Origin of the sequence: Streptomyces sp. NPDC093149, assembly GCF_044754145.1 — a bacterium.
Taxonomy (GTDB): domain Bacteria; phylum Actinomycetota; class Actinomycetes; order Streptomycetales; family Streptomycetaceae; genus Streptomyces.
Window position 1 is genome coordinate 93,782 of record NZ_JBIVON010000006.1, and the last position, 20,782, is coordinate 114,563.

Consider the following 20,782-nt stretch of genomic DNA (forward strand, 5'->3'; position numbering starts at 1 on the left):
GCTCGCGGAGCGCTGTGCCGATCGGTTCTCGGAGTGCTGAGCCGGTCAGCTCTCGGAGCGGAACCGCGGGAACGCCGAGCGGCCCGCGTACACCGCGGCGTCGTCGAGGATCTCCTCGATGCGCAGCAGCTGGTTGTACTTGGCGACGCGGTCCGAGCGGGCCGGGGCGCCGGTCTTGATCTGGCCGCAGTTCACCGCGACGGCGAGGTCGGCGATGGTGACGTCCTCGGTCTCGCCGGAGCGGTGGGACATCATGCACTTGAAGCCGTTGCGCTGGGCCAGCTCGACGGCGTCCAGCGTCTCGGTCAGCGAGCCGATCTGGTTGACCTTGACGAGCAGGGCGTTGGCGGAGCCCTCCTCGATGCCGCGGGCCAGGCGCTCCGGGTTGGTGACGAACAGGTCGTCGCCGACGATCTGCACCTTGGTGCCGAGCTTGTCGGTGATGACCTTCCAGCCGGCCCAGTCGTCCTCGTACAGCGGGTCCTCGATGGAGACCAGCGGGTACGCGGAGACGAGCTCCTCGTAGTACTCGGTCATCTCGGCGGCGGAGCGGGACTTGCCCTCGAACTCGTACTTGCCGTCCTTGTAGAACTCCGAGGCGGCGACGTCGAGCGCGAGCGCGATGTCCTTGCCCGGGACGTAGCCGGCTTCCTTGATGGCCTCGACGATGAGGTCCAGGGCGGCGCGGTTCGACTCCAGGTTCGGCGCGAAGCCGCCCTCGTCGCCGAGACCGGTCGAAAGACCCTTGGTCTTCAGGACCTTCTTCAGCGTGTGGTAGACCTCGGCGCCCCAGCGCAGGGCCTCGGAGAAGGACTCCGCGCCGATCGGGGCGATCATGAACTCCTGGATGTCCACGTTGGAGTCGGCGTGCGACCCACCGTTGAGGATGTTCATCATCGGAACGGGCAGCAGGTGCGCGTTCGGGCCGCCGAGGTAGCGGAACAGCGGCAGGTCCGAGGCCTCGGAGGCGGCGTGGGCGACGGCCAGCGAGACGCCGAGGATGGCGTTCGCGCCGAGCGAGCCCTTGTTCTCCGTGGCGTCCAGGTCGAACATCGCCTGGTCGATCAGCCGCTGCTCGGTCGCGTCGTAACCCACGAGCTCCGGGCCGATCTGCTCGATCACGGCGAGGACGGCCTTCTCCACGCCCTTGCCCTGGTAGCGGTTGGGGTCACCGTCGCGAAGCTCGATGGCCTCGAACGCACCGGTGGAGGCGCCGGACGGCACGGCAGCACGGCCCGTGCTGCCGTCGTCGAGGCCAACCTCGACCTCGACCGTGGGGTTCCCCCGGGAGTCGAGGATTTCCCGGGCTACGACGACGTCGATGGACGGCACGAGGCATCTCCTTCTGGGATATGACACTGGTTGTGCAGGGTCACTTTGGCCTTGCGACAAGAGCCTAACCGGCCCGGCCCGCTCAGTCGGACGACCGCCCGTCCCCTGGGACGAAAAAGGACCCAAGAGCGAGTATTGCGGGGCAAACAGCCAGAATTTTACTGGCCAGTAACTACAGAAGTTGAACGATCACGCACCGCAGGGGCCACCCCCGGGACCCGCCCCACGCGGACCGGCCCCGCCCATACGGACGCGAGACGGGCCCGCCCGCACGGACGCGATACGGGGACGACGCGCCCCGCCGGGACGGAGCCGCCGAACACGCACAGGTGGCGCGCCCCGCAGAAGCAGGGGGCCACACGGAAACCCCGGCCCGGCGCGTACGGGGGAATGCGCGCCGGGCCGGGGTGCTCAGGGAGGAGAGGTCCCGGACTACTTCGTCAGGTGCAGCTGCTGACCCGGGTAGATCAGGTCGGCGTCCTTGACGATGTCCTTGTTCAGCTCGAACAGGCGCTGCCAGCCACCCTTGACCTTGTGGTCGGCGGCGATCTGGCTCAGGGAGTCGCCGGCGACGACCTTGTACTCGCCGTCACCCTTCTTGACCTTCTCGCCGGTCGGGGTGGTGACGGTCTTCTTCGACTCGGCCTGCGGGGCGGCGGAACGGTCCGAGCGGTTGGTGGCGGGGGCCTCGGTGCGCTCGGCCTTCTTCGGCTGGGCCGGCTGCGACTGCTGCTTGGGCGCGGCCGGGGCGCTCTGCTGCTGCGTGGCACCGGAGCCGGTCTTCGAGGAGGAGCCGGTGTCGACGCCCGGGTCCACACCGTCGTTGCGCAGGTTGCCGGCGGCGGCGCAGCCCCAGGCACCCGGGCCCTGCATGGCGAGGAGCTTCTCGGCGGTGGCGATCTGCTGAGCCTTGGTGGCCAGGTCGGCACGGGGGGCGTACTGCGTACCGCCGGCTGCGGCCCAGCTGGACTGCGAGAACTGCAGACCGCCGTAGTAGCCGTTGCCGGTGTTGATGGACCAGTTGCCACCGGACTCGCACTGCGCGACGGCGTCCCAGGTCGCGACGGAGGCTGCGGAGGCACCGGTCGCACCCATCAGCGGGACGGCGACGGCGGTACCGGCGACACCGGCGAGCGTGGCGACACGGATGGCCTTGGACGGGCGGCGGTGCTTGCCCTTGCTGGAAAACAGCATGGAACTTCTCCTCACCGACGCCTACGAGGTGAGCTGTCGGGTTCGGGCCAAGTGAGTTGCCCGGTCGCACGTCCTAGCACGCGACTTCACCCCAAGCCGTCCCTGATCCGCCTTTCGGCGATCGGGCCGGCGCCTACCTGGGTCCCCCGCTCCTGCCTACGGCGCTTTACGCGTCTGTTCCCTTCGACCGACGGCAGGATTCGGCGTGACGATCGACGGGGCCCGCGGTGCGAGCGGTTCCGACCGTAAACACAGGCAACCCCCACATTCAACGACGGACACATCGGACAATCAGCCCTTACTTGCATCTGAGGAACCATCGTTTCCGCAGGTCGGAGGCGATACGGAAGGGCTCCCCAGGCGCGACACGCCAGTTGACGCAAAGAGACCCATGTCTCACTTACACATAAGCGGACATAGGCCCCTGAACTACCCCAGTTTTTGAGGCTCTATTAGCCGATTTTCAGACTGCCCTCAGTCGGCCTTCACATCGAGACGGAGGCTCTGGCCAGGGAGGATGAGGTCCGGATCGGAGCCGACCGTCCCCTTGTTGGCCTCATAGAGGGCGGGCCAGCCGCCGGGAACCTTCTGTGCGTCAGCAATCGCCCAGAGGTTGTCACCGGAACGGACGGCGTACGTGCCGTCGACAGCCGACGCGCCCGCGTCGCGGGCGTCACCGCCGCCACGGGAGGCATGGCGACCCGACTCGCGGTCGACGCCACCGTTCGCGTCCGGGCCCTCCTCGGGCGCCGGGGCGCCGCGGTGCTTGCCGCTCACACCATTGGACGAGTCGGATGTACGGGGCGAATCGGATGCATCGTCGGACGGGCCCGAGGACGGGGCGGCCGACTCGGTGGCCGAAGGCTTCGCGGAGTGGCCCTTCTTGCCCGCCGACTTGCCCGCCGACTTGCCTGCCGACTTGCCTGCCGACTTGCCCTGGACACCCGAGGCGCCGCCGGCCTTGTCCGACGGCGCGGCGGCATGGGAGGGGGTGGCCGACTTGCCGTCAGCCGGCTCCGCGCCGTTCGTCGGCTCACCGGGGGGCGCGATCCCCGGATCGACACCCGGCAGTGCCCCGTCCGCCGCGAGACCGGAGATGACCGCACAGCTGGGCCACGCCTGCGGACCCTTGTCGGCCAGGACCTTCTGGGCCACGGCTATCTGCTGCGCGCGGCTGGCGAGGTCGGCACGCGGGGCGTACGACTCGCCGCCGTACGCCTTCCAGGTCTCCGGCGAGAACTGCAGGCCGCCGTAGGAGCCATTGCCGAGGTCGGCGCTCCACGTGCCGCCGCTCTCGCACTCGGCCACCCGGTCCCAGGTCGTGGCATCGGCCGCGTGCGCGCCGGCCGCGCCGAGCAGCGGGATGGCGATGGCCGAGCCGGTCACGCCCGCGGCGACGACGATGGCGGGTGCCTGACGAGGGCGACGGTGTCTGCCGTTCGCGGAGCCCATGAGGTTGCCTTCCGTGTGACTGACGAGTGACTGGTGAGTCGAACGGTGAACCTAGCGGGACTCGAACGCGTGTCACAAGTCGATGCAGCACAGATCACGTGAAAGTCACAGAGTTGACAGAGCGTCACCTTCTGTCGTGGGGACCCCGGGCTCGAACTCCACCGGCAACGTGCGCAGTCCGCGCATGATGAGTCCGCCACGCCACCGCAAATCGGCAGGTTCCACCGCAAGCCGCAGGTCCGGAAGGCGCCTCAGGAGCGTGGCGAGCGCGGTCTGTCCCTCCAGCCGGGCGAGTGGTGCCCCCAGGCAGTAGTGGATGCCGTGCCCGTATCCGAGGTGCTGATTGTCACGCCGTGCAAGGTCGAGCGTGTCGGGGTTCTCGAAGCGTTCCGGGTCGCGGTCGGCGGCGGCGAGCACGACGAGCACGGGGTCACCGGCCGCGATGTCCTGCCCGCCGAGTGTCAGCGGCTCGGTGGCGAACCGCCAGGTCGCCAGCTCCACCGGGCCGTCGTACCGCAGCAGTTCCTCGATGCCGGTCTCCAGCAGATCGCTCTCCCCCGCATCGAGGGAGAGATGCAGCCGCTCGCGCTGCACGGGGTCGCGCAGCAGGGCGTACACCCCGTTGCCGATGAGATTGACCGTCGTCTCGAAGCCGGCGAAGAGGAGGATGAAGGCCATGGCCGCGGCCTCGTTCTCGGTGAGGTGCTCTCCGTGGTCGCTGGCCCTGATCAACCCCGAGATCAGATCGTCCCCCGGGTTCTCCCGCTTGCGGTGGATCAGCTCGGCGAGATAGCCGCGCATCTTCTTCACCGACCTGGCCACCCCGCCGCGCGGGCCGCCGCCGTGGCGGATCATCATGCCCGCCCAGTCCCGGAAGTCGTCCTGGTCCTCGCGCGGCACGCCGAGCAGATCACAGATCGCGTAGATGGGGAGCGGGAACGCGAAGTCGTGGATGAGGTCCGCCTTCCCCTCCGCGATGAAGCGGTCGATGAGGCGGTCCGTCAGTTCCTGCACGCGCGGCGCGAACGCGGCGACCCGGCGCGGGGTGAAGGCCTTGGAGACGAGGCGGCGCAGCCGGGTGTGGTCGGGCGGGTCGATGTTCAGCAGATGCGTCATCAGCTCCGCCTTGCGCTCGCCCGGGATGCCCGTCTTCCCCTTGGCGTGCGCCGGCTCGGCGTGGTGCGCCGGGTTCTTGGAGAGCCGGCTGTCGGCGAGCGCCTGCCGGGCGTCCACGTACCGGGTCACGAGCCACGCCTCGACGCCGCTGGGCAGCGCGGTGCGGTGCACCGGGCTGTGCTCGCGCAGCCAGGCGTAGGCCGGATACGGATCGGTGGCGAACTCCCAGGTGAAGAGCTCGGGCGCACCGGCGGGGCAGGCGGCGGGGTGATCGCCGGGGTCACCGGCCGGGCCGTCGGCAGGGCGGGAGCCGGGGTGGTCCGCCGGGCCGTCGGCGGGACGGTCACCGAAATCACCGGCGGGGCCGTCGGCGGGCAGATCGGCGGGGCGGTCGGCGGGGCGGTCGGCGGGGCTGTGGTTCACCCCCCGACGTTATCCGTTGCCCTCCACCGCGCGGATGGCGTCCCGGTAGGCGCGGCCCGCGGCCCTCAGCGCGGCCTCGGGGTCGATGCCGTCCTGTTCGGCGCGCACGGCGAGCGCGAGGAGCTCGTACCCGATGCCGTCGCCCGTGGGGAGCGCCACGTCGAGCCCCGCGGTACGGACCCGGCCGGCCAGTTTCGCGGCCAGCGCCAGGCCGGGCTGGCCGAGCGGCACTCCGTCGGTGACCGAGTCGCGCCGCTTCTCGGCGGCCTTGGTCCGCAGCCAGTGCGCGTGCACGTCCTGGGGGGTCTCGGCGGTCTCGTCGCCGAAGACGTGCGGGTGGCGGTGGATCAGCTTCTCGACGAGGGTCGCGGCCACGTCGTCGACGGAGAACGGCTCCTCCCCGTCCTCAGGGCGGCCCTCCTCGGCGATCCGGGCGTGGAAGACGACCTGGAGCAGCACGTCCCCGAGTTCCTCGCGCAGCTCGTCGCGGTCGCCGTCCTCGATCGCCTCGACGAGTTCGTACGCCTCCTCGATGGCGTACTTGGCGAGGCCTTTGTGGGTCTTCTGCGAGGTCCAGGGGCACTCGATCCGGATCCGGTCCATGATCTGGACCAGATCGAGGAACCTGGCCCCCGGCAGATCGTACGAACCGGGCAGCAGCTCCAGGTCCGGCATCCGCACCCGGCCCGATCCCGCGAGCCTCGCGAGCCCGTCGGTCAGGGACGTGCCGCCTTCGCCGCTCGTGAGGACGACGACGCTCCGGCCGCCCGCGCAGGCGTCGACGAGCTCCTGCGCGGTGGGCGCGGAGTGCTCGACGGTGACGCCCGCCTCGCGCAGATACGGCAGCTGCGGATTGTCCGGCTCGGCGCAGAGCACCCGGTCGGCGGCGTGCAGCGTCTGCCAGGCGGGCCAGGACAGAAGACCGGGCGCGACGCGGTGGCTGGCGGTGAGCAGGACGATACGGCCGGGGGCTTCAGCGTTCACCGTTCGAATCTACCCCGGTCGCTTCGGTCGCCGTCCTCAGAGCCTGTCGGGTGGTCTCCGACCGGGCGGCCACGCCCCGGCACGCACGCTTCCCGCGTCGTCGTCGGTCGCCGACGCTCCTTCTCCGAGCTCTCAGCCGCGTTCGAGCAGGGGAGACCCCATCCGACTCCCTCCTCCGCCTCGAAACCGCACGCACCGGACCGCGTCCGTCGTCCGGTCCGAGGTCACCCGGCAGGCTCTCAGGCACCGGATTCGGCACCCGCCTCGGCTTCCTTGGTGACCTGGGTGATCCAGGGGGCCTTGTAGTTGGCGAGCTGGGTCTGCTTGTCGTCCCAGGTGCCGTACCGCGGATTCACGTCGACCTTCAGCGCCTTCGACGCCTTGCTCAGGGCGTCACCGACGGCCTTCTGCCCCGCGGGCTGTTGCAGGTCGGCGCCGAGCGCCTGGGCCAGCTTCGTCAGCTGGACCTGCTCGCGCAGGACGGCGTCGATCTGGTCGGGGGCGACCCAGCTCTGCTGGAGCATCGCCGCCCGCAGCTGCGCCTCTCCCCCGGACTGGGCGGCGGCCGCGCCGCGCATCTGCTGGATCTCGTTGCGGCTGACGGTCACGCCGGCGTCCCGCGCGGCCCGGTCGAGGACCCGGTCGAAGATCATGCCGTGCAGTTTGGCCCGGCTGAGCTGCCCGGACTTGTCGATGAGCTGGGAGGCGTCCTTCGAATCACGCTGGGCCTCGCGTACCTCCGCCACCTGGCCCTGCAGCGTGGACACCTCGATCCGGTCCCCTCCGACGAGGGCCGCGGCGCCCGGGTGGGCCTGGCTGCCGCAGGCGGTCAGGAGTGGGGCGCCGGCGAGCAGGGCGGCGGAGACGATGAGCGCGGTGCGACGGCGGCGGTGCAAAGGAAACCTCCCGGGGAGAGTTTGTGCATCAGTGCACAAGACCTTGCGTTGATCGATGTTAGGCAGTGGATGTGGTTGGGGCCACTGGTTCGACCAACGATTCGGAAGGAGTTGGGGATGTGGCCCCTCCCCGGGGCCCTCACCGGGGCCCTCCCCAGGACCTTCGCCGGGGCCCTCGCCGGGATCCCTCCCCAGGGCCTTCGCCGGGGCCGTCCCCGGACGCTCGGCGGCCTCAGGAGACGCGTTCGGCCGCCGGGACCCCGTGGTCCGGGCGCAGCATGATCGTGCGCGAGACGACGAAGGTGATCGGGATGGCCGCCGCGGCCGCGACCAGCGGCGCGTACCGGCTGCTGAACCCGGCGAGGTCGACCAGCAGGTAGACGCCGCCGGTCGTGATGACGAAGTTGGCGGCGTTGGTGAGCGGGAAGAGCAGGAACTTCCGCCAGGTGGGCCGGGTCCGGTAGGTGAAGTACGAGTTCAGGAAGAAGGAGCCGGTCATGCTCAGCACGAACGCGGCCACATGGGCGGCGATGTACGGCAGCAGGCCCAGCAGGACGAGGTAACAGCCGTAGTACGTACCGGTGTTCACGACTCCCACCACGGCGAATCGGGCCATCTGCGCCTTGACCGTCATCGGCGTGCGAACTCCTGGCGTTCCCGTGTCGGCTTCGTCGTCGCCGCGGCGTTCGTGGCCTTCACCAGGAAGTGCGGGCGGCGCTTCACCTCGTAGTAGATACGGCCGACGTACTCGCCGACCACCGCGACCATCACCATCTGGACCCCGGCGAGGGCGGTGACCGCGACGAGGAGGGTGACATAGCCGGGGGTGTCGACCCCTCTCACCAGCGCGACGCCGACGATCCAGGCAGCATGGACGAGGGCGACGGACAGCAGCAGCATGCCCAGATAGAGCGCGGCGCGCAGCGGTTTGTTGTTGAAGGAGAGAAGCCCGTCGAGACCGTAATTGAGGAGCTTTCCGAAGGTCCAGGCGGAACGGCCCTGTTCGCGGACGGCATTCTCGTAACTGAAGGTCGTGGTGCGGAATCCCACCCAGGCGAAAAGACCCTTGGAGAACCGGTTGTACTCGGTGAGTTCCAGTACGGCGTCGACCGTACGGCGGGACAGCAGTCTGAAGTCGCCGACACCGTCGACCAGTTCCACGTCGACCAGCCGGTTGATCAGCCAGTAGTAGGCGCGGGCGCTGACCGTGCGGGTGACGCGGTCGCCCTTGCGGGTGCGGCGGGCGATCACCTGGTCGTAGCCGTTCGCGTGCTCCTGGAGCATCCTGCCCACGAGCTCCGGCGGGTGCTGGAGGTCGGCGTCCATGATGACGACCGCGTCGCCCTCGGCGTGCTGGAGACCGGCCAGCATGGCGGCCTCCTTTCCGAAGTTGCGGCTGAAGGAGACGTAGCGGGCCCGAGGATCGGCGGCGGCCAGCTCCTGGAGGATCACCAGGGTCCGGTCCTTGCTGCCGTCGTCGACGTAGACCAGTTGGAATTCATGTCCCAGCCGCGTCATTTCTTCCGTGACACGTTCATGGAAGCGTTCGAGGATCTCTTCCTCGTTGAAACAAGGCACCACCAGCGAGATCAGCACGGATGTACACCAACCCGCGCATGTGTCGGAATCTGACGCTCCATATGGCTGAGGGGCGTCCATCAAGTGAACTGCCTTGCTCCGGGCGCGGTTTGTGTATTCGAGGCTGGCATATTCCTGCGTATGCCGACTTTCCGCTCCCGTTCGTACGCGGGTTCGCTCGCCGCGCTGCTCACCGTCGCCGCCGTCTGCGCGGGTGACGCCTGGGCGCGGAGCTTCCCGTTCGGACCGCGCACCCGGAGCGTCAACGACCTCGGCAATCAGTTCGTACCGTTCCACTCCCGGCTGTGGGACCTGCTGCACGGGAACGCGGACGGCGGCATCCTGCTCAACTGGTCGTCCGGGTACGGAACCAGCTTCCTGCCGGATCTCGGCACCTATCTGACCAGCCCGTTCGCCCTGCTCGTCGGAGTCTTTCCGCGCGACCGGATCGATCTCGCGGTCTATGTGGTGACGGTCCTGAAGATGGCGTCGGCCGCGGCGCTCATGGCACTTCTGCTGCTGACGCTGCGCGGTGGCCGCTGGTGGGCGGCGGGGGTGCTGGGCGGTTCGTACGCGCTGTGCGGCTGGTCGGTCGTCGAGGCCTCGTACAACCCGATGTGGCTGGACGGGCTGGTCGCGCTGCCGCTGCTCTGTCTCGCCGCCGAGTGGTCCAGGACGGGACGGCACCGCATCGCCGCGCCGTTGCTCGTCGCGGTGGTGTGGGCGGCCAACTTCTACACGGCCTACATGGCCACGCTCGGTGCCGCGCTGGTGCTGGCGGTGCGGCTCGTCACGGAGCGGGACGACCGGCGGACGGTGGTACGGGGACTGGCGCGGGCGGTCTGCACGGTCGGGGTCGGGGTCGGGCTGGCGGCGCCCGTCCTGATCCCCGTCTACCTGGGGACGAAGCACGCCTACCCGGGCTGGGACCGCACGTTCGCGCCCGCCGCCTGGCCCGATGTGCTCGCCCGGCTGCTGCCCGGCACGTACAGCTTCTTCACCCCGGCCCTCTTCCTCGGCACGGGCACCCTGCTCCTGGCCTGTGCGCTGGCCTTCCAGCGGTCCGTGCCCCGGCGCGAGCGGTGGGCGTGGGCGGGGCTGGTGGCGGGGGTGGCGCTGTCGTTGCAGTGGGGGCCGACACATCTGCTCTGGCATGCCTTCGCCACCCCCAACGGCAGTCCGTACCGGCAGACGTTCGTGCTGGCCGGGCTGGTGGTGATCGCCGCGTGGGTCTCGGTCTCGTACGACTGGCCGGGGTGGCGGGCGCTGCTGGGCGGGGGCACGGTGCTGGTGCTGTTCGCGGCCGGGGCCGGATTCAGCGGCCTGGTCACCCGGTGGACGTATCCGCTGTTCGCGGCCGGTCTGGTGGCGGCGGCGGTCTCGCTGCTGCTGGTCGGGTGCGGCCGGAGGTTCGCGGTGCTCGCCGCCGTACTGCTGATCGGCGCGCAGGCCGGGCAGGCCGCGGCGACCACCGCCTTCGCCGACCGGCAGAAGCTGAACCGGCTCGACCACTACGCGCCCTGGGGCGAGCGGCAGCGCGTACAGGCGGCGGCGGTCGCGGGCGCCGACGGCTGGCCGCGCTATCGCACCGACCCCGGCCGGGAACAGACCACGGCGAACGATCCGCTGCTGGTGGGCGGCCAGGGCGCGGCGTACTACAGCAGTCACACGCCCGCCGTGCTGACCCGCACGCTCCGTGCGCTGGGCGGCGGGTGGACGTCGGGCGGCCGGGCCGTGCAGAGCCTCGACAACCCCGTCACGGACGCGATCTTCTCGGTCGGTGCGCGGGTACGCGGGCCGCGCGATCCCCATCAGGTGTGGAACGCCCCGGACGACCGGCCGGTGACGGTGGGCCGTGAACAGGCACCGCCGCTCGTGACGGTACGGCCGCCGGGCGGCCCGGTGCCGTACAGCCGGTCGCCCTACCGCAACCAGGAGGCGCTGCTGGGCTCGACGGTGTACACGGTGCCGAAGACGGTGCTGCGCGCGGCGGGGGGCGGCGCGGTGGCGGACCGGGGCGCGTACGACTACCGGGTGGGGCGCGGCACGTACACGCTGACCGCCCGATGCCCGGCGGGCTCGCAGGCGTATCTGTGGGCTCCCGGCCTGTTCGGCTCGGCGCGGCTCGGCAAGGGCCCGGAGGTCGAGTTCAAGGGGCAGTTGCCGGCCCGGCGCGCCGCGATGGAGCGGCTGGGTACGGCGGGCGGGAGCGCGCCGGTGGTGGTCACACTCACCTCGGTACGCCAAGGGACCGTGCCGCACGGGGCGATCGGCTGCCTGGACCGGGCCCGGCTGGCCTCGGCGGTCGCCGGGCTGGAGCGTACGGGCGCGACCGCCGTCCATGTCGCTGCCGACGGCATACGGGCCGAACTGCCGCCCGGCAGCACCGGAACGGTCGTGATCGCCGCGCCCCGGATCGCCGGCTGGAGCTGCCAGGGGCGGCCCGCCGACAGCTACCTGGGTCTGGTCGCCACCCCGGTCCCCGCCCGTGGCGCCTTTGTCGACTGCACGTTCCGGCCCCCCGGCCTGCGGGCGGGTGCGGTGATCGGCGCGGGCGCGGCGCTCGCCCTGACGATGGCCGGGGTGTGGGGGGCGTGGCGGCGAAGGCGGGGGGGCGGCCTCCGGGAGCCGGCGGCCCGCTCGTTCGGATCGAGGATCCGCCCTGCGGGTCCCGGACCGTGGAGCCGAAGGGCGGAGCAGCGAAGATCACGCCACCCAGGAGTGAACCACCGAGGCCCTGGCCCAGGTCACCGGCAGGTGACCGGCACGTCCCAGGACCGAGGCCGGGCGAGCGCCTGCCATTCGTCCCGGAGCAGGGCCAGCACCGCGACGTCGTGACGGCGGCCCCGGTGCAGGCAGGCGGAGCGGCGCACCCCCTCCTGCACGAACCCGGCCCCGGCCAGGACGCCGAGGGCCGCGGTGTTGGTGGTGTGGGTGACGGCCTGGAGGCGGTGCATGGGCAGTTCACCGAAGGCGAGGTCGACCAGTGCGTCCACGGCGTCCACGCCATGGCCCCGGCCCCGGTGGCCGGGGTCCAGTACCAGTGTGATCTCGGCCGTGCCGTCGACCATGTCCTGGTCCGTCAGGGCGATGTGGCCGATCGGCGTGCCGTCGGGGAGCAGGACGAGGAAGTCGTCGCGGTCGTGCTCGTCGCGGTCGCGCTCGATGCGCTCGCGCACGGCAGAGAGAGAACGCGGCCACATGCCGACCTCATGGGCGGCCACGGGGTCGGCGCGCCAGGCATGGACCAGCTCCGCGTCGTCGACGTCGAGCGGCGCGAAGGCGACGTCCCTGCCCCGCCAGCAGACCTCCCGGGGCGATCCTGCCTCCCCGCCCCCCGGTTCCTCCCCGGCACACCCGGCCACAGCCTCTGTCACATCCTCGATCACGGGCGGAGGGTATCGACCGCCGGGACCGGAGGACCAGTCGATTCTCGCCCGCGCGCTGCCCTTCGCCCTCACTCTCGCGGTCGGCCGACGCGCCTACTTCGTCGGCGCCACCTCGCCGGCCTTCGCACTGGCCGTGCGCTTCGGCCTCGTCGTCGTGTTCGGCGAACGCGCGACCGGTGCCGCTCGTCAGGCCGACGCCCCTGCGCGGAGCCGTCGCACGTCCCGCACGAGCGTGTACACGGTGCTGAGGAGGATCGCGGCTCCGGCCCCGATCCAGAGGGCTGATGCCCCGGAGCGGTACTCACGAACGGCAAGGACGAGCAACGACGTGCCGGCGAGGACGCCGAAGGCCGAGAGCAGAGCGCTGATGCGGTCGGTCACCCGGACATCATCAACGACCATCCCGGCCCGCGGAAGTGCTCCGGACGAATCGGCCCGTGATCCGGACGAGAGGCCTCAGCCCACGATCGCGACCGGGGCGTCCCAGGCGTTCCGGTCGATCGTGAGCGTGCCTCCGGTGTGCGTCACCTTCTTGTTGACGGCGTACTGGTGACCGCGGCGGTGCCCGGTGTACAGCGTCGAGGCGTACGGGAAGCCCTTGGTGGTGGAGTACACGTCGTCGTAGCTGGCGTACCAGAGGATCTCCGGCAGGTCCGTGCGGTTCGTGGCGTTGGCGACGACGGCGGCGCTGGAGTTGCTGAAGCCGTAGAAGCCGGACCAGTACCCCTTGGCCTTGACCGTCTTGTCGAACGACCGGATGTAGGCGAGCACCGTGTTCGCGCAGGAGGTGTTCTTCGGGTCGAAGTACTCCATGTCGAGGTAGACCGGGCTGCCCGGCTTCATGCCGAGCGCGGCCTCCTTCGCCACCGCGTCGTCGGCGTCGGTGACGCCGAGCGAGGTGGCGTTGGCGGCGGTCATCTTCTCCGGGTTCGCGCTCGTCTGGCACGGCGGCTGCGCGCCGACGTACAGCGGGACCAGCTTCCATCCGGTGGCGCTGACGGACTTCACCCAGGAGGCGGTGAGGTTGGGCTGTGCGCAGCCGCGGTTCTTCCCGCCGACGTACACGGCGGCTCCGTGGTAGACGGAGGAGCTGTACCAGCCCTTCATGGTGGTCAGCGACGGTGCGGTGCAGGTGTCGAAGACATGGCCGGTGTAGATCTTCGGCGCGGGCCTGGAGACCGTGGTGGCGGTGGCGGCCTGGGCGACGAACGCGCCACCGGCGAGGACGGCGACGCCTGCCACGGCCAGGGAGATACGGCGGCGCTTCCTGGACATGCGGTGAGAAGGCACAGAGACCTCGGCAGTGCTCGAAAGAAGTGTGAGGCCGACGGGGCAGGCGGGTCGTCAGCCGCCCCGGCGGCAGATCACGGTCTCACGCCGCGGTCGGTCTTCGACCCCGGCAGCGATCTCCGTGGCAATCCATTGCGGAAACTTGGCGTGTCCATTACTCATTTGACCGTCTGATCGTGACCGTCGGGGCTCCGCCGCGCGTCAGCCGCCCCGCATCTCGGCCTGCCGGTCGAGCCGGCGGCGCAGCTCCACCGGCAGCGGATAGTGCGGTCCGTAAGCCCGCTCCGTGTCGTACAGCAGCCCCTGCAACTGCACGCGCGCCGCCACCTGGTCGCCGACCGCGAGCAGCAGGTGTGCGACGCGGTTGCGGATCTCGAAGGAGCGGGCCGGGTCGCCGCCCGTGGCGTGGTGGTTCTCGTAGTACGGGAGGACCGCGCGGTACTCCGCGAGCGCGGCGGCCGGTTCGCCGAGCTGTTCCAGGCACTGGGCCGCGTCGTAGCGGAACTGGAGTGTCTGGGCGTCGGCCGGGCCCGCCTCCGCCGCGCGGTCCTCGGCGAGGCGGCGCAGCTCGGGCAGGGCGCGGCGGTACTGGCCGTCGTCCATCAGCGTCGCCGCGTACTGCTTGCGCAGGATGCGGACGACGGCGGAGTCCGCTCCGTGCTGTTCGGCCGCGACCGGGAGGATGGAGCCGAGGATGTCCACGGCCTGGGTGATCCGGCCCTCGCCGAGCAGCTTCTTGACGTCGTCCACGGCGGCGGCGACATCGCGCCGGTCCGTCGCCGGGGCGAGCGGGGCCGAGGGCCGGTCCGGGGCGGTGGCGCGGTCGGGCCACGGGGCGTGCGGGCGCAGGAAGGGACGCGTCGGGTCGAGCGGGCCCGTGGGGATCGCGGTGCCCGGTGAGGGGAGCAGCGGGGCGAGGTGTTCGTACACCTCCTGGGCGTTGGCCGGGCGGTGCTGCGGGTCCTTGGCCAACAGCCGCAGCACCAGGGCTTCGAGGGGTTCGGGGATGTCGGGCCGGACCCGGCGGACCGGGAGCGGCGGCTCGTGGAGGTGGCGGTGCAGCACACCGAGAGCGGTCGACCCCGCGAACGGCACGTCCCCGCTGAGGAGTTCGTGGAGGAGCACGCCGAGTGCGTACAGATCGGTGTACGGGCCGACCGCGCCGCCCATCGCCTGTTCGGGCGCCATGTAGGCCGGGGAGCCGATCGGTGAACCCGTGTGGGTGAGACGCGTGGTGTCGGTGTCCAGGACCGAGGCGACGCCCAGGTCCAGAACGGTGACGGTGCCGTCGGGACGGACCATCACATTGCGGGGCTTGAGGTCGCGGTGGACGATCGGCACCGCGTGCACCGCGCAGAGAACGGCACAGAGCTGGGCCGCGACCGCGACGGACCACTGCCAGGGGTACGGGTCGTGCTCGGCGAGATGGTCGGCGAGGTCGGCACCCTCGACGTACTGCATGACGAGGAACAGCTCGTCGCCCTCGCTGCCCGCGTCGTGGACCGTGACCAGGCCCGGGTGGTCGACCTGGGCGGTGACCCGGCACTCGCGGACGAAGCGGCGGCGCAGTTCGCCCGCGGCCTCGCTGCCGATGGGGCCCGTGACGCGGTCGGGGCGGAGCAGCTTCACCGCGACCCGGCGATCCAGACGCTGGTCATAGGCCGTCCAGACCTGGCCCATGCCGCCCTGGCCGAGCACGGTCGCCAGCTGGTACCGCCCGCCGATGAGTCGTCCGCTCACCGGCCCTCCTCCTTGCGGAGGTAGTCGCTCAACTCGTCCAGCTCGGCCCGGACCTGATCGATCCGCTGGTGCCGGTGCGGCGCCCGGACCGGGGTCGGGGGCCGCTGCGCGGGCGCGTCGGTGGGAGCGGCAGCGGGCGCGGGCGCTTTCGCAGGAGTGGCGGCGGGCGCGTCGGTGGGAGTGGCGGCGGGCGCGGGCGCTTCCGTGGGAGCGGGGGCAGGTGCGTACGCGGCCGTGGGGGCGGGCGCGTACGTCGGGACAGGTCCGGGGGCGGGCGTGCGCATCGGCAGCGTGGTCACGTACGCGTATCCCGGTGCCGGGGGCGCGTACCCGCCCATGAGGTCTCGCTCCGTGAGCTGTTCGTGGTGCCGGATGTCCCCGACCAGGTAGTACGCCACAGCGGCCACCATCACCAGCAACAGCAGCGGTATGAGCACGTTGTCGATGCCGACGGGCTCATCGCTGCCGTCCCTGCCGAGGATCATCAGGGACACGAGGACGAACACGAAACCGGCCCCGGTCAGCCACCAGTCGGACGTCCGGCGGCGCACGATCGCGAGACGGAGCAGCGGGCTCCACAGCAGCATGCCGAACGAGCAGACCGTGAGCACGACGAACAGCACGCGCACCGAGACGATCCAGGCCCGGCTGGGAACCCGGCGCGGCGGCGTCGGCGGATGACCGGGGGCGTACATGGCTGCTCCTGGAGACCTCGTCGTGGAACGTCCGCGCACACGCTCCGTGTACGCAGCTCCGAGCGTAAAGGGCGACACCGGCGACCGGCCCCGGGTTGTACCGAACCGTTGTGGCTCAGGTCACTCCGGCGGGACCGTGCCGTCCGCCAGCCCGTCGTACATCCCCTGGATCAGCTGTCCGCCGAGCCGGCCGGCCAGCCGGAGCGCGTCCTCGAACGCGGCCAGGGCGCGGAACCGTTCCCCGTATCTCCGCTGTTCCGCGAGTGGCAGCCGGGGCAGTTGGAGGCGACGGGCGTCCAGCCGGGTGGCGGTGGAGGCGTAGCTGCTGGCCTGGCGGTTGTTGGCGGTGCCGCGCAGGAAGCCGGCGAGGAACCAGGGGTCGAGGGCGGCCGGGTCGGGACGCAGCAGCTGGAGGTTGCGGCCCAGCGCGGCCCCCGCGGTGGCGTCGTCGATGACGCGGGCGACGGCGCCGCCGCCGAGCACGGGGACGACGACATCGCCCGTCTCGACAAGGAGCGGCTCCTCGGGGGGCCCGTCGGCGGGCAGGCTTCCCGAAGGGGCGGTGGAGCCGAGGACGTCGTGTTCGGTGAGGACGGGGACCGGGCCGGTGCCGGAGCCGCCGGTGCGGAGCTGGAGTGCGCCGGCGCGGGCGAGTTCGCCGACGGTGGTGAGCGGCCAGTGGGCCGGGTCGCGGGGGGGCACGGCCGGCGGGGTGAGGGTGCCGGTGAGGCCGAGCGTCTCGGTCAGCCGCTCCCGTACCCGGATCAGTTCGGCCGGTCCGCCCGCGGCGGCCGGGGGCGGCAGACGGCGGGCGGGGGCCAGGTCCACTTCGTCGTCGAGGAGTTCGATGACGGGGACGGCGCGGCTGACGCCCGGGCGGGTCCCGAACGGGCGGGCGGGGCCCGTCCCGTCCGCCCGGCCGATCCTGCCCTCGCCTGTTCCCGCGCCTGCGCCCGTGTCCTCGCCCTCGCCTTCGGCCTCGCCCTCGAACGATTGCCAGGCGGCGAGCACGGCGCCGTGCACCGCCTGCCAGTCGAGCCGGTCGCGCCCGCCGGAGGGGGCGGTGGCGCCGGGGCCCGCGGCCGGGGATTCGGCGGATTCGGCCGTGTCGACGAGCAGCAGTTCCGGCGAGGGGCGCAGGCCGCCGACCGGCTTGCGCAGCACCCAGAGGTGGAGCGGGATGCCGTACGGGGGTGCGGCGCCGGCCGGGAGCGCGATGACGGCGCGCAGGGCGCCGCGGCGCAGCAGATCGGCGCGGATCCGGCGGCCGGAACGGCGCGAGGCGGCGGCCGGGGGCATCAGCAGTACAGCGATGCCGCCCTCGCGCAGACGGGCCAGCGCGTGCTGGACCCAGGCCAGTTCGGACTCCGTACGGGCCGGGAAGCCGTACTCCCAGCGGGGGTCGTAGGCGAGTTCGTCGTGGCCCCAGTTGCGTTCGTTGAACGGCGGGTGGCAGAGCACGGCGTCGGCGGCGAGCCGCGGGAAGGCGTCGGCGCGCAGGGTGTCACCGGTCCGTACCGCGAGGGCGCAGCCGTTGGCGGAGTCGGTGTGCAGGGCGAGCCGCAGCGCGGTGAGTGCGGCGAGGTCGGGGTCGGTCTCCTGCGCGTACAGGGCGGTCGGGCGGCCGACGGCGCGCAGCAGGGCGCCGGTGCCCGCCGCGGGGTCGAGGACCGTGCGGGCCGGCTGCTTCCCGGCCTGTGCCAGGGCGGCCATGAGTGCGGCGAGTCCGGGCGGGGTGAGTGTGTACTGGCGTGGATTGGCGTCCAGTTGACGGCCGAGCAGGAACTCGAAGGTCTCCCGGACGCCCTGCTCCGCGGCGAGCTCCGCAACCCCCCGGAGCAGCGGCACGGACGGGAGCAGCTCCGCGCGGCCGGGAGCGTGAACAGCCCGTCCGGGTTCCGCGGCCGGTCCGAAGCGGGCGGCGAGCAGATCGTCGAGGGCGAGGGACAGCACACCGGCCATCGCCTCGTCCGACACGGTGGCGATCTCCCGCCAGGCGGTGGGGCTGTCCCGCAGGAGCAGCAGGGCGCAGCCCGTGTGGACCAGGGCGGGGACCGGGCCGGCCGGGTGCCCCGCGAGCTGCTGCCAGACCCGCTCACGGAGCGGGACCTCCGCGAGTTTGCCCTGGTCGCGCAGCCACTGCTCGACCTCGCGCAGCGCGAAGGAGGGGCTCGTCTCGGTGCCGCCGACGGGCTTGGGGAAGTCGGCGTGCCGGCGGCGCCAGTTGCTGACGGCGGCGCGTCCCACGCCCGCGAGCCGGGCGATGCCGGCCGCGGTCACCTCGGTCGAGTTCTCCGGCACTGACTGTCTCCCTGATCCGTCGGCGCTGTGTGGGTGAGCATAGCGACCTCCGGCCGATCGCATCGGTTCACAGCACGACAAAGAACATCGCGCATGATTTGTGTTGACTCGGTTCACAGGCTCTGCTGTTATTGACCTGTCACCGCATCCGCAGGGATCCGGGCGACCGTTCACGCCCCCTTGTCGAAATTCACCGAAGGGCCCAGCCATGTCCGGGTACCCCGAACCGCCGCCGCGGCAGCGGGCGTACACGCCCGCTCGCGCACCCGGCGAGCGTCCGGCGCGCAACGGGCTGGGCACCACGGCGCTCGTCCTCGGCATCGCCGGCAGCGTCATGGGCCTGGTCTGGGCGCTCTTCTGGCTCGCGGCGGCGCTCGGTCTCCTCGCGCTCGCCCTCGGTCTGACCGGCCGGCGCCGCGCCGGCCGGGGCGAGGCCACCAATCGTGGGACGACCACCTTCGGAGCCGTGCTCGGCGTGATCGCGCTGACGCTCTCGGGCGTCGGCGCGGTGCTCGTGACCAAGGCTGCCGCCGCCGGCACCCCGCCGGCGCCTGCCACCGCCCCGTACCTCTTTGCCGATCCGCGCCCGGTCCTCCGCTGACACGCCCGCGAAGCCCGCCCACCGCGTTCCCCGCCCCGTCCCCCTCCCCGCCCGCCTCACCTCACGGAGACCTCCGCCATGCGCCTTCTCGCCCGTACCACCGTCAACACCCTCTGCGCCCTCGCCCTCCTCGGCCTGGCAGCCTGCGGCACCGATGCCTCGCCCGCCAAGGCGACCGGCCCCTTCGCGGACATGTCGGGCCCCCAAGTCGCCAACAAGGCGCTCAAGACCACGAAGAAGGCGAAGTCCATGAAGATCGCCGTCGACATGAAGACGAGTGACGGACCGATCTCCGCCCACTTCGCCATGAACACCTCCGGCGCCTGCACCGGAACGATGTCCATAGGCCCGGCGGGAACCATGGAGGTCCGCAAGACCGGCAACACGCTCTACACGAAGTTCGACGAGGCGATGCTGCGCGAGCAGTCCAAGGGCGAGCCCGCCGCGGACGTCGACGCAGCGGTCGACCTGCTCGCCGGCCACTGGATGAAGTCGAAGGCCTCGGACGCCGACAACAAGGACATGCTCGAATTCTGCGACCTGGGCGCGCTGCTGAAGGACTTCGAGACGAACGACAACGCGGCCCGCAAGAGCGGTGAGACCACCGTCGACGGCCAACGAGCGCTGCGCCTCACCGAGAAGGACAGCGAGGGCACCTACACGATGCTGGTGGCCGCCGAAGGCGCCCCGTACGTGCTCAAGGTCGACTCGAAGGACGGCAAGGAGCCGATGACGATGAGGCTCTCCGAGTTCGACAAGCCCGTCGTGGTGAAGGAGCCGGCCGCCAAGGACATCGTCGACCCGGACAAGATGGCCGGCTGACACCCACACGCACGCCCGGACGCCGGGGGGCTGCGCCCTCACGGGCGGCTGCCTCCCGGCGAACGCGGCCGGGGCCACGACGGATACCCACGGGACGACCCTCGTACCTCCCGGCGCCCGCGTCCGGGGCCACGACGGATGCCCACGGGACAGCCCTCAGACGCGGTGTCGCACCCATACGTTGGGCTCCACGTACACCGCGTACCCGTGAGCCACCGAACACTGCACGGGCACCAGTGCGCCCGGCACCTCCACCGGGCCGTCCTCGGCGAACGGCAGGCCGGTCCAGGACCGCCACCGTGCGAGGGAGCCGGAGACCGTCATCGACACCGGCGCCACCGCCTCGATCACCCCACCCGCCCGCACATGGACGCGCAGCCACGGATCGTACGGAAGTCCGTCTTCCGCCCGGGTCCGGCGGGCGTACTCCTCCATCGGGGCCGAGACGTCCAGGTGTTTGGCGCTCGGCCGCACCGGCGCGACAAGGTCGGCGAACCCGAGCCTTCCGGCGTTCTCCCGCATCGCGGCGACCATCCGTGCCGAGATCCCCTCGCCCTGGCGCCCGTTGGCGACCGCGATCTCGATCGCGCTGACGGTGTCCGGCGTACGTCCGTGCCGCAGGTCCGAGAACGCCCACAGCAGCACTTGGTCCCAGCCGCCCTCGGGCAGCCCCTCCCGCCCCGGGGCATGCAGCGCGAACGGCACGCTGTACGCCCGCGCGACGACGGCGCCGTCCTCGTCCGTCGCGACGAGGACGTACTCCGGGAAATCGACGGCGATCCTGGGGTAGTTCGCCCAGCCCACCAAGTCCTCCAGGACGAATCCCGGCCAACTGTCCGGCATCCGCCCTGCCGCTCCGGCGAGTTCGGGACGGGCGGCGAGGGTGGTGATGGTCAGGTCCATGCACCCCACGCTAGGCAGCGACATCACCGGTGCCAAACCGTTTTCCGCACGTCACAGCCTTGGGTA

18 protein-coding genes and 1 riboswitch are annotated in these 20,782 nt (G+C 71.5%); of the genes, 3 read left to right on the top strand and 15 right to left on the bottom strand.

Annotation, left to right across the window (positions count from 1 at the left end; all coding sequences use genetic code 11):
* Positions 1–45: 45 nt before the first annotated feature.
* From eno to ACIQCZ_RS19680, 8 genes are all read right to left on the bottom strand, one after another.
* Complete coding sequence (gene eno, locus ACIQCZ_RS19645) at positions 46–1,332, bottom strand: phosphopyruvate hydratase (RefSeq protein ID WP_376215854.1); 1,287 nt, start codon at positions 1,330–1,332, stop codon at positions 46–48.
* A gap of 432 nt (positions 1,333–1,764) precedes the next feature.
* Entirely contained in the window at positions 1,765–2,526 is a 762-nt protein-coding gene (locus ACIQCZ_RS19650) for a transglycosylase family protein (RefSeq protein ID WP_402283685.1), read from the bottom strand.
* A 3-nt stretch (positions 2,527–2,529) separates the two neighbouring features.
* Positions 2,530–2,700: riboswitch (cyclic di-AMP (ydaO/yuaA leader) on the bottom strand.
* A 300-nt stretch (positions 2,701–3,000) separates the two neighbouring features.
* Positions 3,001–3,978, bottom strand: coding sequence for a transglycosylase family protein (locus ACIQCZ_RS19655; RefSeq protein WP_402283686.1), 978 nt, complete (start codon positions 3,976–3,978; stop codon positions 3,001–3,003).
* A gap of 105 nt (positions 3,979–4,083) precedes the next feature.
* Positions 4,084–5,517 (bottom strand): cytochrome P450, encoded by a 1,434-nt coding sequence (locus ACIQCZ_RS19660; protein ID WP_402283688.1) that lies wholly within the window; start codon positions 5,515–5,517, stop codon positions 4,084–4,086.
* A 9-nt stretch (positions 5,518–5,526) separates the two neighbouring features.
* Entirely contained in the window at positions 5,527–6,501 is a 975-nt protein-coding gene (locus ACIQCZ_RS19665) for a nucleoside triphosphate pyrophosphohydrolase (RefSeq protein WP_402283689.1), read from the bottom strand.
* 239 nt (positions 6,502–6,740) lie between these two features.
* Positions 6,741–7,397: a SurA N-terminal domain-containing protein gene (locus tag ACIQCZ_RS19670; protein ID WP_402283690.1), complete on the bottom strand. Its 657-nt coding sequence runs from the start codon at positions 7,395–7,397 to the stop codon at positions 6,741–6,743.
* Between the two features lie 232 nt (positions 7,398–7,629).
* Positions 7,630–8,031 carry a GtrA family protein gene (locus ACIQCZ_RS19675; protein WP_402283692.1) on the bottom strand — a complete coding sequence of 134 codons (402 nt, stop codon included), beginning with the start codon at positions 8,029–8,031 and terminating at the stop codon, positions 7,630–7,632.
* A complete protein-coding gene (locus tag ACIQCZ_RS19680) occupies positions 8,028–8,993 on the bottom strand; it encodes a glycosyltransferase family 2 protein (RefSeq protein WP_402283694.1) in 966 nt (321 codons plus the stop codon). The genes ACIQCZ_RS19675 and ACIQCZ_RS19680 overlap by 4 nt, the downstream gene beginning before the upstream one ends.
* Positions 8,994–9,116: 123 nt before the next feature.
* Here ACIQCZ_RS19680 and ACIQCZ_RS19685 point away from each other — a divergent pair, with 123 nt between their 5' ends.
* Positions 9,117–11,813: a YfhO family protein gene (locus tag ACIQCZ_RS19685; protein WP_402283695.1), complete on the top strand. Its 2,697-nt coding sequence runs from the start codon at positions 9,117–9,119 to the stop codon at positions 11,811–11,813.
* Here ACIQCZ_RS19685 and ACIQCZ_RS19690 read toward each other — a convergent pair.
* The 6 genes from ACIQCZ_RS19690 to ACIQCZ_RS19715 all read right to left on the bottom strand — a co-directional run bounded on the left by ACIQCZ_RS19690 (position 11,723) and on the right by ACIQCZ_RS19715 (position 18,390).
* On the bottom strand, positions 11,723–12,364 hold the full coding sequence (locus tag ACIQCZ_RS19690) for a GNAT family N-acetyltransferase (RefSeq protein WP_402283696.1): 642 nt from the start codon (positions 12,362–12,364) through the stop codon (positions 11,723–11,725). The two genes, ACIQCZ_RS19685 and ACIQCZ_RS19690, sit on opposite strands and share 91 nt — an antisense overlap.
* Before the next feature lie 186 nt (positions 12,365–12,550).
* Positions 12,551–12,745 (bottom strand): hypothetical protein, encoded by a 195-nt coding sequence (locus ACIQCZ_RS19695; RefSeq protein ID WP_402283698.1) that lies wholly within the window; start codon positions 12,743–12,745, stop codon positions 12,551–12,553.
* Positions 12,746–12,820: 75 nt separating this feature from the next.
* Complete coding sequence (locus ACIQCZ_RS19700; protein ID WP_402283700.1) at positions 12,821–13,639, bottom strand: glycoside hydrolase domain-containing protein; 819 nt, start codon at positions 13,637–13,639, stop codon at positions 12,821–12,823.
* Between the two features lie 216 nt (positions 13,640–13,855).
* Positions 13,856–15,394: a protein kinase gene (locus tag ACIQCZ_RS19705; protein ID WP_402283701.1), complete on the bottom strand. Its 1,539-nt coding sequence runs from the start codon at positions 15,392–15,394 to the stop codon at positions 13,856–13,858.
* A complete protein-coding gene (locus ACIQCZ_RS19710; protein ID WP_402283703.1) occupies positions 15,391–16,089 on the bottom strand; it encodes a hypothetical protein in 699 nt (232 codons plus the stop codon). Before ACIQCZ_RS19710 ends, ACIQCZ_RS19705 begins: the two co-directional genes overlap by 4 nt.
* A 120-nt stretch (positions 16,090–16,209) precedes the next feature.
* Positions 16,210–18,390 carry an N-6 DNA methylase gene (locus tag ACIQCZ_RS19715; protein WP_402283704.1) on the bottom strand — a complete coding sequence of 727 codons (2,181 nt, stop codon included), beginning with the start codon at positions 18,388–18,390 and terminating at the stop codon, positions 16,210–16,212.
* A 208-nt stretch (positions 18,391–18,598) separates the two neighbouring features.
* Here ACIQCZ_RS19715 and ACIQCZ_RS19720 point away from each other — a divergent pair, with 208 nt between their 5' ends.
* Together ACIQCZ_RS19720 and ACIQCZ_RS19725 are read left to right on the top strand one after the other, a co-directional pair.
* Positions 18,599–18,991 carry a hypothetical protein gene (locus ACIQCZ_RS19720; protein ID WP_402283706.1) on the top strand — a complete coding sequence of 131 codons (393 nt, stop codon included), beginning with the start codon at positions 18,599–18,601 and terminating at the stop codon, positions 18,989–18,991.
* 78 nt (positions 18,992–19,069) lie between these two features.
* Positions 19,070–19,813, top strand: coding sequence for a hypothetical protein (locus ACIQCZ_RS19725; protein ID WP_402283708.1), 744 nt, complete (start codon positions 19,070–19,072; stop codon positions 19,811–19,813).
* 156 nt (positions 19,814–19,969) lie between these two features.
* Here the strand turns inward: ACIQCZ_RS19725 and ACIQCZ_RS19730 are convergent, their stop codons facing one another.
* Positions 19,970–20,716: an N-acetyltransferase gene (locus ACIQCZ_RS19730; RefSeq protein WP_402283710.1), complete on the bottom strand. Its 747-nt coding sequence runs from the start codon at positions 20,714–20,716 to the stop codon at positions 19,970–19,972.
* Between the last annotated feature and the right edge of the window lie 66 nt (positions 20,717–20,782).

Bases quoted from the DNA above. Each gene is read 5' to 3' on its own strand.
- ACIQCZ_RS19655 (WP_402283686.1), bottom strand. From the start codon at position 3,978: ATGGGCTCCGCGAACGGCAGACACCGTCGCCCTCGTCAGGCACCCGCC.
- ACIQCZ_RS19720 (WP_402283706.1), top strand. From the start codon at position 18,599: ATGTCCGGGTACCCCGAACCGCCGCCGCGGCAGCGGGCGTACACGCCC.
- ACIQCZ_RS19725 (WP_402283708.1), top strand. From the start codon at position 19,070: ATGCGCCTTCTCGCCCGTACCACCGTCAACACCCTCTGCGCCCTCGCC.
- ACIQCZ_RS19700 (WP_402283700.1), bottom strand. From the start codon at position 13,639: ATGTCCAGGAAGCGCCGCCGTATCTCCCTGGCCGTGGCAGGCGTCGCC.
- ACIQCZ_RS19710 (WP_402283703.1), bottom strand. From the start codon at position 16,089: ATGTACGCCCCCGGTCATCCGCCGACGCCGCCGCGCCGGGTTCCCAGC.
- ACIQCZ_RS19730 (WP_402283710.1), bottom strand. From the start codon at position 20,716: ATGGACCTGACCATCACCACCCTCGCCGCCCGTCCCGAACTCGCCGGA.
- ACIQCZ_RS19685 (WP_402283695.1), top strand. From the start codon at position 9,117: ATGCCGACTTTCCGCTCCCGTTCGTACGCGGGTTCGCTCGCCGCGCTG.
- ACIQCZ_RS19675 (WP_402283692.1), bottom strand. From the start codon at position 8,031: ATGACGGTCAAGGCGCAGATGGCCCGATTCGCCGTGGTGGGAGTCGTG.
- ACIQCZ_RS19650 (WP_402283685.1), bottom strand. From the start codon at position 2,526: ATGCTGTTTTCCAGCAAGGGCAAGCACCGCCGCCCGTCCAAGGCCATC.